The 14728-nt window shown below is 61.2% G+C and carries 12 protein-coding genes; 5 read left to right on the forward strand and 7 right to left on the reverse strand.

What is annotated here, in order from left to right:
* Nucleotides 1-65: 65 nt before the first annotated feature.
* Nucleotides 66-1694: a hypothetical protein gene (locus tag SH292x_RS19575; protein ID WP_442482712.1), complete on the reverse strand. Its 1629-nt coding sequence runs from the start codon at nucleotides 1692-1694 to the stop codon at nucleotides 66-68.
* Nucleotides 1695-1901: 207 nt separating this feature from the next.
* On the opposite strand from SH292x_RS19575, the gene SH292x_RS19580 reads away from it, so the two are divergent.
* Nucleotides 1902-2816: a diacylglycerol/lipid kinase family protein gene (locus tag SH292x_RS19580; RefSeq protein ID WP_442482713.1), complete on the forward strand. Its 915-nt coding sequence runs from the start codon at nucleotides 1902-1904 to the stop codon at nucleotides 2814-2816.
* 53 nt (nucleotides 2817-2869) lie between these two features.
* Here SH292x_RS19580 and SH292x_RS19585 read toward each other — a convergent pair whose 3' ends face one another.
* Nucleotides 2870-4252 (reverse strand): sigma-54-dependent transcriptional regulator, encoded by a 1383-nt coding sequence (locus SH292x_RS19585; RefSeq protein WP_442482714.1) that lies wholly within the window; start codon nucleotides 4250-4252, stop codon nucleotides 2870-2872.
* Nucleotides 4253-4572: 320 nt separating this feature from the next.
* On the opposite strand from SH292x_RS19585, the gene SH292x_RS19590 reads away from it, so the two are divergent.
* A complete protein-coding gene (locus SH292x_RS19590; RefSeq protein ID WP_442482715.1) occupies nucleotides 4573-5328 on the forward strand; it encodes a lysophospholipid acyltransferase family protein in 756 nt (251 codons plus the stop codon).
* Here the strand turns inward: SH292x_RS19590 and SH292x_RS19595 are convergent.
* The 5 genes from SH292x_RS19595 to bshB1 form a co-directional block, all read right to left on the reverse strand.
* Entirely contained in the window at nucleotides 5287-6699 is a 1413-nt protein-coding gene (locus SH292x_RS19595) for a cytochrome c peroxidase (RefSeq protein WP_442482716.1), read from the reverse strand. The genes SH292x_RS19590 and SH292x_RS19595 overlap by 42 nt on opposite strands.
* A gap of 210 nt (nucleotides 6700-6909) precedes the next feature.
* Complete coding sequence (gene xerC, locus SH292x_RS19600) at nucleotides 6910-7809, reverse strand: tyrosine recombinase XerC (protein ID WP_442482717.1); 900 nt, start codon at nucleotides 7807-7809, stop codon at nucleotides 6910-6912.
* A gap of 83 nt (nucleotides 7810-7892) precedes the next feature.
* Complete coding sequence (locus SH292x_RS19605; protein ID WP_442482718.1) at nucleotides 7893-8204, reverse strand: hypothetical protein; 312 nt, start codon at nucleotides 8202-8204, stop codon at nucleotides 7893-7895.
* 84 nt (nucleotides 8205-8288) lie between these two features.
* Nucleotides 8289-9674 (reverse strand): hypothetical protein, encoded by a 1386-nt coding sequence (locus tag SH292x_RS19610; RefSeq protein WP_442482719.1) that lies wholly within the window; start codon nucleotides 9672-9674, stop codon nucleotides 8289-8291.
* Between the two features lie 217 nt (nucleotides 9675-9891).
* Nucleotides 9892-10575, reverse strand: coding sequence for a bacillithiol biosynthesis deacetylase BshB1 (bshB1, locus tag SH292x_RS19615; protein ID WP_442482720.1), 684 nt, complete (start codon nucleotides 10573-10575; stop codon nucleotides 9892-9894).
* A 180-nt stretch (nucleotides 10576-10755) separates the two neighbouring features.
* Between bshB1 and SH292x_RS19620 the strand changes: the two genes are divergently transcribed.
* From SH292x_RS19620 to SH292x_RS19630, 3 genes are all read left to right on the forward strand, one after another.
* Nucleotides 10756-10932, forward strand: a complete 177-nt coding sequence (locus tag SH292x_RS19620) for a hypothetical protein (RefSeq protein ID WP_442482721.1) — start codon at nucleotides 10756-10758, stop codon at nucleotides 10930-10932.
* Between the two features lie 157 nt (nucleotides 10933-11089).
* The gene (locus tag SH292x_RS19625) at nucleotides 11090-12601 is read left to right on the forward strand and encodes a carboxypeptidase M32 (protein WP_442482722.1); all 1512 of its coding nucleotides are present in this window, start codon (nucleotides 11090-11092) and stop codon (nucleotides 12599-12601) included.
* Nucleotides 12602-12736: 135 nt separating this feature from the next.
* A complete protein-coding gene (locus tag SH292x_RS19630) occupies nucleotides 12737-14662 on the forward strand; it encodes a hypothetical protein (RefSeq protein ID WP_442482723.1) in 1926 nt (641 codons plus the stop codon).
* Nucleotides 14663-14728: the final 66 nt, after the last annotated feature.

Here is a 14728-nt window from a genome sequence, read left to right on the forward strand (position 1 = left end):
GTGGAAGCGGCAAGAGAGCCACGCGAGCTCCGAAAACGCGAGAAAACAGCCAGTCCGCGGGGACATCAGTTGTCGCGCAGCTGCTTGAAATACTCCTCGGCGTGCTCGCCGTGGGCTCGCGGCAGCCGCTCGCTGGTCAGCGGATCGGCCGGCTCGGAATTGATGGTCTTCACGTCGTCTTCAACGGCGACCTCGGTTTTGCCGGGTGTGTTCATTCCCTCAACAAAGCCCCCGAAGGCCGCTTCGCCCGCCCCGGGAGTGGTGCGAACTCGGCTATCGCGGTACTCGGCGTCGATCTTGTCGGTCGAGCGATTGGGACCTCCACGACCGGTGCCCCATTCCTTACCACCCTTGCCGGCCATGTCGCGATTCATTTGCTGGCCCTGCCCATTGCACTGCTCGCAAAGCGCCTGCTTAGCGGCATCGAGCTGTGCCATGGCTTCGTCGAGCATTTGCATCTCTTCGCCATCTTTCTGCATCTGCTCAAGCTGCTTCGCCATGTCTTCCATGGCCTTGGCGGCACCTTGCTGGTCGCCTTGCTTCATGCAGTTCTCGCACTGCTGAAGCTGCTCGGCGAGCTTTTCCATGTTCTCCATGGGCTGCTGATTCTGCTGCTGCATCTTGTCGAGCTGCTGTTGCAGCTCGCCCGCCTTGGCCAGATCGCCCTTCTGCTTCTGCTCTTCGACTTGCTTCTTGAGATTCTCCATCGCCTCCTTGTTGGCCTCGTTGGCCTTGGCGACTTTCTCCTTCATCTGCTCAAGCTGCTTCTGCAGGTTCTGCTTATCCTGTTGGTTCATGTCGCCCTTGGCGATCTTCTCTTGCAGCGCCTTAATTTCGTCGAGAGCCTTGTTCCAGTCCCCTTCTTTCATCGCCTTAGCGAGCTTCTCGGCGGGACCGGGGTTCAGCTGCTTCATGTCCTCCATTTGCTTTTTCAGCGCCTCGGACGTGCCAAGTTTCGCCCGGCGATCTTCGAGCTGCTTCGCCAAATTGTTGAGCTTCACCAGCGACTTCTTCGGATCGGTCTCGCCTGCCTCCAGCTCCTTGGCTTTCTCTTCGAGCTGCTTGAGCGTCTCCTCGGCGTTCTTCAAGTCTTTGTCGCCGGCCTTCTTTTGCATCTCGGCGAGCTTCTTTTGCAGCTCCTCGTTCGCCTTCTTCACCTTCGCCGCGGCTTCAGCCGTCAGGGTCGGCGCGACGCTACTCACCGCCTCGCGATTCGTGCCGAACATTACCAAGCAGAACACCAGCGCACCCGGCACCAACGGCAACCACGCGCGGCGGTCGACGGACGGACGAAATTTCTCATTGATATCTAATCGGTCGACGCGACGCGCGGCATCGTGGAGCAATGCTTGGCCAGCGGGAGTCTCCAGGTCACTCGCCCGAAGCGCAAGGCTGCTCGCCACGCGTTCGCGAAGGTCGTAACGACGGTCGATCTCCATCGCCGCATCGAGTCGCGTGCGACGTTTAAGGTAGGTCATGCCCGCGGCACCCAACACACTGAAGACGCCAGCGCCCGACAACCACCATGTCGCCCAGTCTGCCGGAAGGTTGTCGATAGCAACCAACTGCGGCACAGCGATTGCAACAGCTGCGATGGCGAGTGCGACGAACGCCGACCACACCAAGTAGTGAAGAAACTGTTCGACGATTAGCCGGCGATGGGCGCGACGCACTTGAAGGAGCAGTTTGTCCATGACCGTAGCACCCGACAAGGATTGGAAGTGGTGTGGTTCCCGCGTCCCTAAGTATATCGCATTGGCTACCCACGGTCATCCACGATCCCCGGTCCAGCTGGTCGAATCTCGACCAGGATTGGTCGGCAGTCACGCAATAGGGAGAGAAACGTGAAAATTCACCGGCCCAGGACGACATCCCACTTCACCGACATCTCACTAATCACCATGCCCGCCGACTTTGACACCCTGGTAATCTGGAACCCCAATGCCGGCCGGGTGGAGGACTCGGCAGAGATAAAGCATCAGCTGGCATCTCGCGAGGACGCCACCCTCCTCACCCCCGACGGTACCGACGACGCCATCGCCAAAGTCCGTGAGGCGTGCGTTCATGGAGCGCGAAAGGTGATCGCGGCGGGGGGCGATGGGACTATTAACTCCGTGATCAACGGGATCGCCGACTTCCCCGAAGTCGAGCTTGCCGTGCTTCCGCTCGGGACGGCGAACGATTGGTGCGCTTCCCTGGGCATTCCGGACGACCTCAACGAGGCACTGGATCTGGCACTCAATGGTACACCCCGCGCCATTGATGTCGCCGAATTGGTCACCGCCACGCAAACCATGCGATTCGCCAATATCGCCACGGGTGGCAACAGCCATCGCGTCACCGAGTCGATTACGACCGAACAGAAACAGACCTGGGGGGCCATGTGCTACTTGCTCAATGGCTTGTCCGTGCTCGGCGATCTACACAGCTTTGACGCCACGATCTCCTGGGACGATGGCGTATCGACAACAGTTCCTGTTTGGAACCTGATTGTCGCCAATGGTCAGACGACCGCGGGTCGCATCCGCATCGCTCCCCGAGCGTTGCTCGACGACGGCCTGCTCGACATCGTGATCATCGAGGAGGGAACTCTGGTGGACGTCGCCTCGATTGCAGGCCTTTATCTGTTCGACGAGTACCTGTCGTCGGGCAAGGTGAACTACAAGCAAGCGAAGTCGATCGAAGTCCACTCCGTGCCCCCAATCAAGTTCTCGATCGACGGAGATCTCGTGGACGATGCGCCCATTCGCTTCCGCGTCGTCGAAGGGGGCGTGAAGACGATTGTTGGTCCCGACGCCTGCTGTGGTAACGCGTGACGGAGCGTCAACAGGCAATGTCCGACGACACGTAGGTCGTCGGCTAAGCGGTACTAGTAAGTCACGGCGCCGTCTTCGAGACCCAGACGCTTCATCTTCTTGTAGAGCGTTGTGCGATTGATGCCCAGGGTGTCGGCAGTCGCGTTGCGATTCCAGCCGTTCGACTCCAGCACTTGCAAGATGATCTGCCGCTCCGGTCCTTCGAGGGCTTCTTTCAGGCTTTGCCCGATCGCGAACGTCGCCGAGCCACGCGAATGCGAACTGGTGCGAAGCTCCATGGGCAGGTCGGCCACTTCGATCAATTCGCCCTTGCCCAAAAGCACGGCCCGCTCGACTACGTTTTGCAGCTCACGCACGTTGCCGGGCCACGCGTAACCACGCAGGCAAGCCATCGCGTCGTCGCTGAATCCACGCACATCGCGGCTCACGTCTTCCAGCGTCTCTTGCAGAAAACGTTCGGCCAGCATCGGCACGTCGCTCGAACGCTCGCGTAGAGCGGGCAGTTCGATGTTGATGACGTTGATGCGGTAGTAAAGGTCTTGGCGGAAAGAGCCCGCGGCGACGTTCTTGGCTAGATCCTCGTTGGTGGCCAAGATCACGCGGACATCCACCTTGTGCGTCTTCGACCCACCGACGGCTTCGAACGCGAGTTCTTGCAGCACTCGCAGCAACTTGACCTGCATCGCGGGGCTAGCGGTGCCAATTTCGTCGAGGAAGATCGTCCCGCCATCGGCTTGTAGGAACTTGCCGGTCTTGTCGCCCGTAGCGCCAGTGAACGCACCGGCTACGTGGCCAAACAGTTCGCTTTCGAGCAGGTTCTCGGGTAGCGCTCCGCATGCGACTTCGACAAACGGGCCCTTTGCGCGGCCGCTGCGGCGGTGAATCGCACGAGCAATCATGCTCTTACCGGTGCCGCTCTCGCCGGTAACCAGAACCGTGGCGCGAGTGTCGGCGACGCTTTCGATCATCTCGTACACGCGCAGCATCCGCGGGTCGTGACCCACGATGTTGCCCATGCCATAGTGCTTGTCGAGCTCGGCCTTGAGCTGCGAGTTCTCGCTCAGCACCTTACGCTGCGTCATGGCCCGTTCGAGGGCCATCAGAAGTTCTTCGTCAATCAGTGGTTTGGTGAGGAAGTCGAACGCCCCGGCGCGAATTGCCTCGACCGCCATATCTCCGGTGCCGTAGCCGGTCATCATCAACACCTGCGTGGCAGGCCAACGACGCAGCGATTCCTTGAGGAAATCAAAACCATCGTCATTGCCCAGCCGGACATCAACGAGCGCCAGGTCGTAGCTGTTTCGCTCGCACGCCGAGAACGCCTCGCGGCAATTGCGGGCGGTGTCGAGTTCGTACCCCTGCTCGCGCAACCAGTCGGCCATCGCCTCGAGCACTTGGTAGTCGTCGTCAACAAGTAGGAGCTTGGCGCTGGACATGACAGAGCGTCGCGAATCGAGGTTGGCAGCGAATGGAAACACCGAGGCCCAACGCAACATCGCGTGTTGCGAAGCACCACAAGTATCTAGGTCACATGTTGCCAACGGTCAACAAAACGACGTGACGCTCCGCATTTGCGAACGCGCAATGGGTAAGGTCGTTACAACCGGTCTGACGGTAAAGAACGGTGAGCGGGCGTGACAGGCACCGCGAAGAGGCAAGTCACCCGGAAAATTTCTCTGACTCGACGGCATTGAAGTTGCACTTACTGTCTACTACCACTGCTACTAGCACGACCTTCGCCGCCTCACCCTGCCCTATGCCTCGCAAGTTCGACCACCGCGATCTGATCGCCAATCCGCACAAGCACCTGGACACCACGCAGCGTCGTTGGCTCGCGCCGCTCGGCGTTGTGGAGCGGGTGGGGCGTAGTATGGCGTACTGGGTTGCCGTGGCCATCATGCGACTCGGTTTTGGTTCGCGGGCCGTGGGCCTTGATAACTTGCCAAGCGGAACGTTCGTCCTGTGCCCTAACCACACCAGTTCGCTCGACGCGGCGGCGATCCTGTCGGTCATCGACCAACGCCTCGCCTATCGCATTCGTTGGGCCGGCCGGCGTGGGGCAGTGTTGAGAAGCCCCTTTCGTCGCTTCGCCAACCGCTTGGCCGGCACCGTGCCACTAAGTCGCGATCTGTCCGCGCTTGCCGTCGGCTCGGCAATCCTCAAGCAAGAGAACGTGCTTGGCTGGTTCCCTGAAGGTACTCGCACCACCACCGGAGAACTTCAAGACTTTAAGCCTGGCATCGGCATGCTGATGCACCAGCTCGACGTACCCGCGGTTCCGGTGTTCATCGCCGGAGCGTTCGAAGCTTGGCCCCCTTCGAGTTCGTTGCCACGCAAGCTAAGCCAGGTCGAAGTTCGCTTCGGGGAACCTCTCGTCCCTAGCAACTTCGTTGAATCTCACTGGGACGACGAGCAAGCCATCCGCGAACTCACTGAAGAACTCCGCCGGCGAGTCGCGCAATTGGAGAACTCAAACAGCACGTCGGCGACGGAAACAGTGAAGTCCAATTAGAACACCCGTGGCGGCGAGCAGCACGCTCCCCGGCTCGGGAACCGACGCCGTATTCGTGCTCGCGCCAAACGCCAGGTCTTCCCAGCTCGCTCCCAGGTTGTCCCGCCAGATGGTGTAGTCGGCGAGATCCACCGTGCCGTCGAGATTACCATCCGCCCACGACGAGGCGAGACCAAATTCCTGTTTCCACACGGTGTAGTCGCCAGCGTCCACGACGCCATTGCCATCGTAGTCGCCCGGCAACTGCACGAACGGGTTACTAAACAGATCGTTCGTCAGAAAAGATTCGTCGGTCAGCGTGTTGAGAAACGCCACGAGCGCCTCGACTTCGCCCCCTTCGGGCGTGTAATTAAGCCGCATCGGCTGGCCGTTCATCTTCATGCGATTGTCCAGCGTGGGATTGTTCTGCACGCCGCTGTTGTAGAACTCGATGACTTCTTCGAGCGAACTAAACCGACCATCGTGCATGAAGTGTTCGCGGACACCCACGTTCCGCAGCGACATTGTTTTGAACCGCCCCGAGCCAGCCCCCGCGTCCTCGTCATTCGTGGCGTCGAGTCCCACGTTGCGCGGTTGATCACCCACCTGCGCGTGCGTGGTGTGGCATTCGCTGCAGCGTCCCTCACCGTGCAAGAATAAGTCAGCACCTTGCTGTTCTAGCTCTGTGAACACGGCCTCGAAATTGGGATTCTCCGGCGTACCTGCTTCCACCGCTTGGTCGTATTTCGAAGAATAGGACTTCATGGAGCGGACGAACTGCCCCAGCGCCTTGGCGATGCGCTCGTCGGTAATCTCCGGCGTGCCGAACGCTTGCTGGAATAACTTCGGATAATAGTCGGTCGAGGCAAGTTCCGCGCGAAGCTCCGGAAGCGTCGAGCCCATCTCCACCGCATCCTGAATTGGCATCAGCACTTGGTCTTCGAGCGTCGCCGCTCGCTCGTCCCAGAAGAAACGACCCCGTGTGTAGTAGGCGGCGTTCGCTAGCGGCGTAGAATGGCGCCCGGTGAGCCCTCCTTCAAATCCCTCGCTCAACTGCTTGGGGTCATCGAACCCCGTCGCCTGCTGATGGCACGACGAACAACTGGTGCCATTGTCGTGCGACAACCTCGCGTCGTAGAACAGCACCCGACCGAGTGTCGCCCCCGCATTGGTGATCGGATTGTCCACCGGCGTGTTGTCCGTCGCGGCCACGGGGCCGTTCGCAAAGTGGTCGGGCAAGTCGGTCACCGCGTACCCGAAGTAATCGCGCAGCGAGCTCGGCAAAGCGGGGACGCCTGGCGGCTGGGCAAACGCGTCTACGGATAGCCATGCGCACAAGACCGTCGCAACGGCGCGCGAGATGCCAAAACGCTGAGAGCAAAGCGTCATCATGAGTTGTTCACAAGCAAGTAGCCGCGACCACGAGAGGGTCGGTTGTTCCGAATAGAGTCGCCACGTATTCTAAAAATAATGGCGAAGAATTGCAAGAAAGAACCGCGAGACGATTGACGACCTGCTTGTCCCCACACTTCTCCATGGCAGATCAGACGAGGCGTAGCTCGTCGGCTATGGGGACTGAAAGAATGACCAATGGCTCTGGGATCACCCCGCCCGCGGGTGTGCCCGCTCATACGCTGCTCGCAGCGTGCTGGTCGACACGTGCGTGTAGATTTGCGTGGTGACCAGGCTCTTGTGGCCCAGCAGTTCCTGGACGCTGCGAATGTCCGCGCCGCGATCCAAGAGGTGCGTCGCGAAGCTATGCCGCAGGGTGTGCGGAGAAGTGCGGCCGTCGAGCGAAGCGGCCGTGATATACTTCTCCAGCATCCGACCAACACTACGCGTGGTGAGCCGAGTTCCAAAGCGATTGGTGAAGACCGGAGCCGCGCGGCCGGACTCTTCTTTGGGCGACAGCGTGCGTATCGCGAGCCACGCTTCGAGCGCCGCCTTCGCGTAACTACCAATCGGCGCGAGACGCTCTTTACGACCTTTTCCACGGACATGGACGATGCCCTGCGCTAGATCGAGGTCGCCATCGTTCATGCCGACCAGTTCGCTTACACGCAAGCCGGCAGAGTAGAGCGTTTCGAGGATCGCGCGATCGCGGGTGCCTTGCTGCCCGCGCTTCGGCGGTGCGGCGAGCAGTCGGCCGATTTCGTCGGTCGTCAGGAAGTGCGGTAGCTTGCGGCTCTTACGCGGATTGCGAAGCGGAGCGGCGGGGTTCGACTTGGCCCAGCCTTCGCGCTGGCCGAAGCGATAAAAACTTCGCACCGATGCCAACCGCCTGGCGATCGATGATTTTGCGAAGCCCGCTTCGGCCAGCGCCGCCACGTAGCCGCGGAGCTCGACGGTGGTGATCGACGTGGGCTCCGGCGCAGCGCCCGTGTCGTCCGCCAAGTACTCGGCCAGTGAGATGAGATCTTCGCGATAAGCCTTCAGCGTGTGCGGGCTTGAGTTGCGTTCCGCATCCAGGTGCCGAAGGAATTGAGCGATCTCGCGATGCATGCTTCAAAGGGGGAAGGTGAAAGGGGGAATGGGGACTGTAGTCGGCGACGCCCCGTTCCGCCTTCCGACTTCCCCCTTTGAGCTTACTCGTCGATATCGCTCGATTGGGGAACCGTGAATCGGGCGTTACTGCGCGAAGATCCTTCGTGGCGAATCTTCTTGCCCAGCACCGCGGCGTCGTACCAGCTAAAGCTCAGCTCGGGATTGGCGGCGTGCCGTCCCAGCATTCGCAGGGCTTCCGCCTTCTGCGAATCGTCGTACAGAAAGATGTAGCGTTCCTTGCCTTTGACTAGCGCAAGCACATTGATGTCGTCGTTCACAGCCGGGGCCTCCGTGCGGGCGGGGTGTGCGGGGATGGGGGCGGGGGTCGCGAGCGGAGCAAGCGATGCAATCACGCACCGCCGCTCAACTGGCATTGCTTGCGGGGGTCGTATCCGTGACCTGGTCTGCAAGGTTTGCCTAAACGCTCTCAAAGTACCCTATCGGTTATTTGACCAATGTCGCACCACTCGGGTTTCGTCCGAACCACCACGCGCCGCGAGCATCTCCGTGATGTGCAAGTGGCAACAAAAGCGAATGAAGTCGTCGCTTCGTTCGAGGTAACCTCGCCACCCGCCCCACCGATTGTCGTCCCGAAAATCGACATAGGCCGCAAGAGCCGTCGTGAAGTCGGGGTCGTTGCCTAGAAAAATCCGAGTATGCGACATTACCGGACCTTTGTTCTCAATGCAGGGTGGTGGCACCGGGCTTGGTCCAGGAGGGATAAAGCCGCGAGGATCGGGCCAGTTCGGGGGCAAACTCATCGCAAAATTATTTTGCGAAGCAGGATCGGTTGCGCACGGCGTACCGGCTGTAGCACTCGCATTCGCTGCTTGCGCGGCGTCGCTCGGCACCTTGTACGTCGTTTGCTTGCGCGGACGCCACGACGAGTCCGGTGCATCGAGGTCGGTGTCGTCTTCCAGGTCCTTGTCGTTCACCATGTCGAGGATGTCCTGCGACACGTTGTACTCGTCGTCGAAGCCATCCGAGAGTGCTGGATCCTTGCGAATGCTATCGGTGAGCAGCGGATCGGCCGCTTCTTCCATTTCCGACACGGCCGGCAGATCGGGATCGCTCTGGGGCATGTCGATCGGCTGGCTGCTGAAGTCAAAGGTCTCGGGGTTCGGCAGCGGGTTCACCGGAGGCAGCGGCACCGTCGGCATCATGTCGATCGATTCCGTTTGCATCGGCTTCGGCGCTGCTTTCAACGGTGCACCCTTCATGGGCGCAGCATTCATGGATGGCAGTCCCGGCGGCTCGTCGGTCGTGTCGCACCGCGGCGTCTGCGTCGCCATTTGCTCCTTGGCGAGCGCCATCTCGGCGTCGAACACCACGTCTTGCGGAATGTACTCCTCGTCCGGAGTGCCCCAGGGCAAGCCATAGCCAGCCGGTATCTTGTGGAAGCCGGGGTTCGCCGCGTACCACTCTACCCGCAAACCACAACGGGGTGGGTAATAGGGCGTGTAGTCGGTCACCGCACCCACTACCACCGCATCGACGCCCAGCACCTGTGCCAGTCGACGTGCCTCGGCGGGATCGGACAGGTTGATCCGCTCGCGAATCATGGCCTCTTCCACCACGCCAAGCGGGACGACTTCGTAGCCGGGTACCGACTGCAATTCGGCGTAGTAAGCCAGCGCGAAGTCGCGGCCATTGACCGTCGGCTCGTCGCTGAGATTGAAGAACGGAGCTACCGCCACGCGGCTAAGCTGCGGGAACGGGTTATGCACCACCGGCATGGTCGCCACGTCGGGGATGAGAATACTGCATCCCGTGGTCAGACCCGCTAGTAGAAACAGCGAGGCTAGTCGCGTGAGTGGTCGCATCGACAAGTCGCTTCGTGGCCGGCAGACCCCCCTGCTAGCAACACTGCAGCCCCGGCGCGCACGCCAAGGCCCTGCGGTGTTCATCGGCACAACCAGCAAGGTCGCTTTAATCGGAAGGTCGGGTGCTAGCAAGCAATACTTAGCGAACAGCAGTCAATCCCGGACTCCATAGCCGACGAGCTACGCCTCGTCGGACAAGCCTTTCGCAAACGCCGTCCTACACCAACCCTTCCATCGTCCCGAGTCCAATCGGCTCGCGGCAGTTGAAGGGCTCGCCGTACGGGCGGCCAATCGTTTTGCCCCAGAAGCTGGCTTCGTCCCGCATCCGGTCGAAGAACGTGCCGTCGCGGCCGGTGAGGAACTGACTTTCGTACGCCTGGACGCTTGCTAGCTTGGCTTCCCACTCCTTGGTGATGTCGAGCACAAACGCGGGCTGAGGCGCGGCCTTCAAGTGGATGCAGTAGTAGTTGTAGATTCGCTCGGGGTGATGGGGCTCGCCGGCGAGGTCGGTTTTGGTGAGCTTCGCCCAGAAACGGGCGTCGTCCACTAACTTCGTTGCCGCGGTGTGGTCGGGGTGGGCGTCGTCCCAGTAGGGCGCGAACAGCCACCGCGGACGCGTGCGGCGAATCACCGCCGCTAGCTTGGCGCGGTTCTCAAGCGTCGCCTCGAGACTGCGATTGGGGAGCCCCAAGTTCTCGCGCCACTTGAGTCCCAGAATCTTGCTCGCTGCCGCGGTCTCGCGAGCGCGGATCTCCACCGAACCGTGCGGCGTGGGCTCGCCATTGGTAAGGTCGAGTACGCCGACCTTTTTGCCTTCGCCAATCAGTTTGACGATCGCGCCACCCATGCCAAGTTCGGCATCGTCCGGGTGCGGGGCAATCACAAGTACATCCAGCAGCATTGCAAGCATCCATCTACTAAAGGCGAGCGGGGCCCGTAAGGGCCGTGATAGAACGGCTCCACGAACGGAGCATCTAGCGCATGCATCTTCCCTGCCACAAGCCGCAATTGCAACTGCTCTGGACGCGTGCCTCGCATTTTGGCACACTCCGCGCCACACGCCTTTCAGGAAATCCGTCCCATGTTCGCACGCCCCTTAGTTCGGTTGTCGATTGTCGCCTGCTTGTTTCTGGCAAGTGGTTGCACGACGTGGAAATTGCCACAGCCCAACCTGAACTTCCTCCGTGACCCGCGAGCGGTAGACGTCGATAACCGCCTATCGGGCTCTGCCCCGTCGATGGGTGAACGCGTCCAGTAAACGCACTGGCACCGTGGCCCCTGCTTGCACCCTGCTGGTGCGCGACTTACAACGGCGTTGGTACGCGCGGCTCTGAGGGTCCGCGTGCTCCTGCAAAATCACCCCGGCCCTTACGGGCCCGGCTCGCCTGGGCATTTCTAACGCGTTGTATTGCATCATGGATCATCAAGCTGTTTACGATCAACTCGCCAGTCACTGCCGGCAAACGGCCCTCCTGAAATCGACAGGCGACGTGCTTGGGTGGGAAGAGCAAACCTACATGCCACCCGCGGCGGGCGAATACCGTGCTGAACAGCTATCGCTCATCGCCAGCCTGGTCCACGAGCGGCACACGGACCCCCGCGTTGGCGAATGGCTCAACGCGCTCGCCGACAGTCCCATCGCCAAGAACACGGACGACCCGCGCTCGTCCGTCGTCCGCGAACTCCGCCGTGGCTACGATCGCGACACGAAGCTTTCCACCGAACTGGTCGCCGCGCTCACTCGCGCTGCCAGCCTTGGCCAGCAGGTGTGGATCGAGGCCCGCAAAGAGAACGACTTCGCGAAGTTCGCTCCCTACCTCGCCGAGATCATGAAGCTTAAGCGCGAAGAAGCCGACGCGGTGGGCTACAAGGAGTGCCGCTACGATGCGCTGCTTGACGACTACGAACCCCACGCCACGGCGTCGCAGGTGGGTCCGGTGCTCAAGTCCTTGGGCGAAGCGCTTGTGCCGATCGTTGCGGCCATCGGGGCAAGTTCGCACCAACCGAACACCAAGCTCATCGAAGGCGATTTCCCGATTGCTGCCCAGGCGGAGTTCGGCCAGAAAGTGGCCGAGCAACTCGGTTACGACTTCCGCTCTGGCCGCATCGACGTGACGGCCCATCCGTTCTGCATGACGCTCGGCCCGCACGACGTTCGGCTGACCACGCGTTACAGCCCGCGGGACATTCGCCCCGGGTTCTTCAGTATTCTCCATGAGGCTGGTCACGGACTCTACGAGCAGGGCCTACCCGCCGACGAGTTTGGCTTGCCAACCGGCGAGGCGGTGTCGCTCGGCATTCACGAGTCGCAGTCGCGGATGTGGGAAATTCTGGTAGGCCTCGGTCGCCCGTTCTGGAAGCACTTCTATCCGAAGCTTCAGCAGGCGTTCCCCACGCCGTTCGCGAAGGTCTCGCCCGAAGACTTCTATTTTGCGATCAACGAGTCGAAGCCATCGCTCATTCGTGTCGAGGCCGACGAAGCGACTTACAACTTGCACATCCTGATTCGCTTCGAACTCGAAATGGCGATCATCGCCGACGAGATCGCTATCTGTGACCTCCCCGAGGCGTGGAACGCCAAGTACCAGCAGTACCTCGGACTGACACCACCCAGCGACGCGATGGGGGTGATGCAGGACGTTCACTGGAGCGCGGGGCTCGTGGGGTACTTCCCGACGTATTCGCTGGGCAATCTGTACGCGGCCCAGTTGTTCGAGCAAGCCAAGTCCGACCTGGGCGATCTCGACGGGCAAATCGCTCGTGGCGAGTTCGCACCACTTCTCCAGTGGCTGCGTACCCATATCCACCAGCACGGGCAGCAACATACGGCCGCCCAACTGGTGGAGCGCATCACGGGGCGTCCCCTGTCGAGTGATGCCCTGCTAGCGCACCTCAAGGGCAAGTTCGGCGAACTTTACCGATTTTAACGGCATCGAAATCGGCCAACGGTCGTTTTGCCGCGCGCGTGGGGATGGTACACTCCTGTGGTGCGAGATGTTGCGCGGAAAATCCGCGCGCGTTGTCGACCCCTTGGAATGGCGAGTACGGAGATACCCCCAGTCATGGCCCAGTTGGCCCGTTGCCCCGCATGCTACAGCGAAATTGAACTCCCTGCCGAGGTCGCCGAGGTCGATCTGGCCGGTGCGCGAGCGCAGTGCCCAGCGTGCGAGGAGATGTTCCTACTGGCCGATGCGAAGCCACGGCTCGTTAAGCAAGCCGTGCTCGTCCGCGAATCGACGGAGGTCGCCAAGAGCGAGCGTACCGATAGCCATTCGAGCGACTTCTCCGAAGGTGCCGCGCGCATTGCCGCGACGATCGACAACCCGACGCTCGCCGCGTTCTTGGGCCTCGATAAGGCCGTCAAACCAATTGCGGTGCCACCGAGTGACGACCACGACGCGGAAGAGGAAGAGGCCGCAGAGCTGGCCACCCCCGAACCCAAACCCGCGATCGACCTTGGGGATTTTCAGAGTCTCGACGAGCTGTTCAAGTCGAGCTCTCGAAAAACGACGGAGCCCTCGCCTCCACCGGCGGACGTTGCGAGCTACGAGGACGAAACCGAGGACGACCAAACCGAAGCCGTCCAAGAACCTTCACCGGTTGCCGATCGCTTGCGACCAACGCTTGGTGAACTGTTCGCCGCGACGAATCCAGCAGTCGGTACGAAGCAAGAAGACAATTCCTCCCCCGAGCATGACCTCGATCGCGATCTCGCCGACTACTTGAACGAGGTCGAACCCGCGCAGCACACCAAATCGACCGTCGACGATTTCACCGAACTTACGATGCACGACATGCCCGTGCCGAGGTTCGACGCAAAGGATGATTTCGCCGCGGACGACAACCAGGCGAGCGACGAGGGAGTCGAAGTCTCGAAGAGCCTTCGCGCGGCGATGGGGTTTGTCGACGACGAGCCGCTGGTGGCGGAAGACAGCGATCATGAACTCGCGGCCGTCACCGTGGGGGACGACGCGGACCACGAAGAGGAGCTGAGCTTCGCCCAAGTCGAAGCACCCCGCGGCACCGTTGCCACACGCCGTCGCAAGTCGCCTTCGATGCTGCGGACGATGTTCGGAGTCGTCATGGGTGGCGTCACGGGCATCGTGGGTGGATACTTGGCGTTGCTTTGGATCTTCCATTTTGTGGGACGCAGCGAAGACCCTCTCGATTTGGCGAAGTTCTATCCCAACATCGTCAAGCCGGTCGAGTATCAATCGAGCGCCGACGCGCCGCTACCCATCGACAATCCGCTAGCCGCGAACGACGACATCGCCCCCTTGCCCGGCACGTTTGGCGACACGGGCGATGTCGACCAAGCCAACTTCGAAACGGAAGTCCCTAACGATGTGCCGTCGGATATCACTCCGGAGCCAGCCGAGCCAGCACCAGTGGCGTGGGACGATCCCGCGGCAGCAGCGCCACTGGCACAACCTCCGGTGAAGATCGTTATCGAAGGAGCTCCGAGCTACACGGCCGCGCAGGTCCAGCAAGCCACCGCGGCGGCCCAGGCGGTCGCCCCCGACTTGGTCGCCGATGGTCCGCTCGATCAAAAGAAGGGGAGCAGTTACGCAACACTCGCCGCGCTCGCCGACGCGATCACGTTTGGCGAAGGTGATGCCAAGGTGAGCTGGAAGTTGCCTGCCCGCGAGTTGTATCCCCAACTGTTCACGACGCCGACTAACCAAGAGAACATCGCCAAGATCGCCGGCTACTGGATCACCTCGCCCAAGCGCGACCATGGTGGCATCTTCTTTAGCGGCACGCTCGACGAAGGTCGCCAGCAAGGGTCCGTGGCCGAGTACCAAGTGACGCTACCAACAGGGCAGGTTCTCGCGGTGCTGACACCCCAACCGTTGGACATTGCCGCTGGCACGCCGGTGGTCGTCGTGGGGAGCCTCGTTCGCGATCCCGCCACTCACGTCGAAGGCTACTCCGGCACCGCCGACATGGCCGCGTGGTCCGAGCAGGTCCTACCGATGGCTCCGTAGCTTTCCCGTGGGGTATTACCACGAGTTCTTCTCGATCTCCGCTGCCTTGGGATCCAATCAAACCGG

The sequence above is a fragment of the Aeoliella fuhlenseeensis genome (genome assembly GCF_052161615.1).
Classification (GTDB): Bacteria; Planctomycetota; Planctomycetia; order Pirellulales; family Lacipirellulaceae; genus Aeoliella.

What these genes read in the sequence shown, in the direction of transcription:
- SH292x_RS19575 (WP_442482712.1), bottom strand. Translation starts at nt 1,694, where the DNA reads ATGGACAAACTGCTCCTTCAAGTGCGTCGCGCCCATCGCCGGCTAATC.
- SH292x_RS19580 (WP_442482713.1), top strand. Translation starts at nt 1,902, where the DNA reads ATGCCCGCCGACTTTGACACCCTGGTAATCTGGAACCCCAATGCCGGC.
- SH292x_RS19585 (WP_442482714.1), bottom strand. Translation starts at nt 4,252, where the DNA reads ATGTCCAGCGCCAAGCTCCTACTTGTTGACGACGACTACCAAGTGCTC.
- SH292x_RS19590 (WP_442482715.1), top strand. Translation starts at nt 4,573, where the DNA reads ATGCCTCGCAAGTTCGACCACCGCGATCTGATCGCCAATCCGCACAAG.
- SH292x_RS19595 (WP_442482716.1), bottom strand. Translation starts at nt 6,699, where the DNA reads ATGATGACGCTTTGCTCTCAGCGTTTTGGCATCTCGCGCGCCGTTGCG.
- xerC (WP_442482717.1), bottom strand. Translation starts at nt 7,809, where the DNA reads ATGCATCGCGAGATCGCTCAATTCCTTCGGCACCTGGATGCGGAACGC.
- SH292x_RS19610 (WP_442482719.1), bottom strand. Translation starts at nt 9,674, where the DNA reads ATGCGACCACTCACGCGACTAGCCTCGCTGTTTCTACTAGCGGGTCTG.
- bshB1 (WP_442482720.1), bottom strand. Translation starts at nt 10,575, where the DNA reads ATGCTGCTGGATGTACTTGTGATTGCCCCGCACCCGGACGATGCCGAA.
- SH292x_RS19620 (WP_442482721.1), top strand. Translation starts at nt 10,756, where the DNA reads ATGTTCGCACGCCCCTTAGTTCGGTTGTCGATTGTCGCCTGCTTGTTT.
- SH292x_RS19625 (WP_442482722.1), top strand. Translation starts at nt 11,090, where the DNA reads ATGGATCATCAAGCTGTTTACGATCAACTCGCCAGTCACTGCCGGCAA.
- SH292x_RS19630 (WP_442482723.1), top strand. Translation starts at nt 12,737, where the DNA reads ATGGCCCAGTTGGCCCGTTGCCCCGCATGCTACAGCGAAATTGAACTC.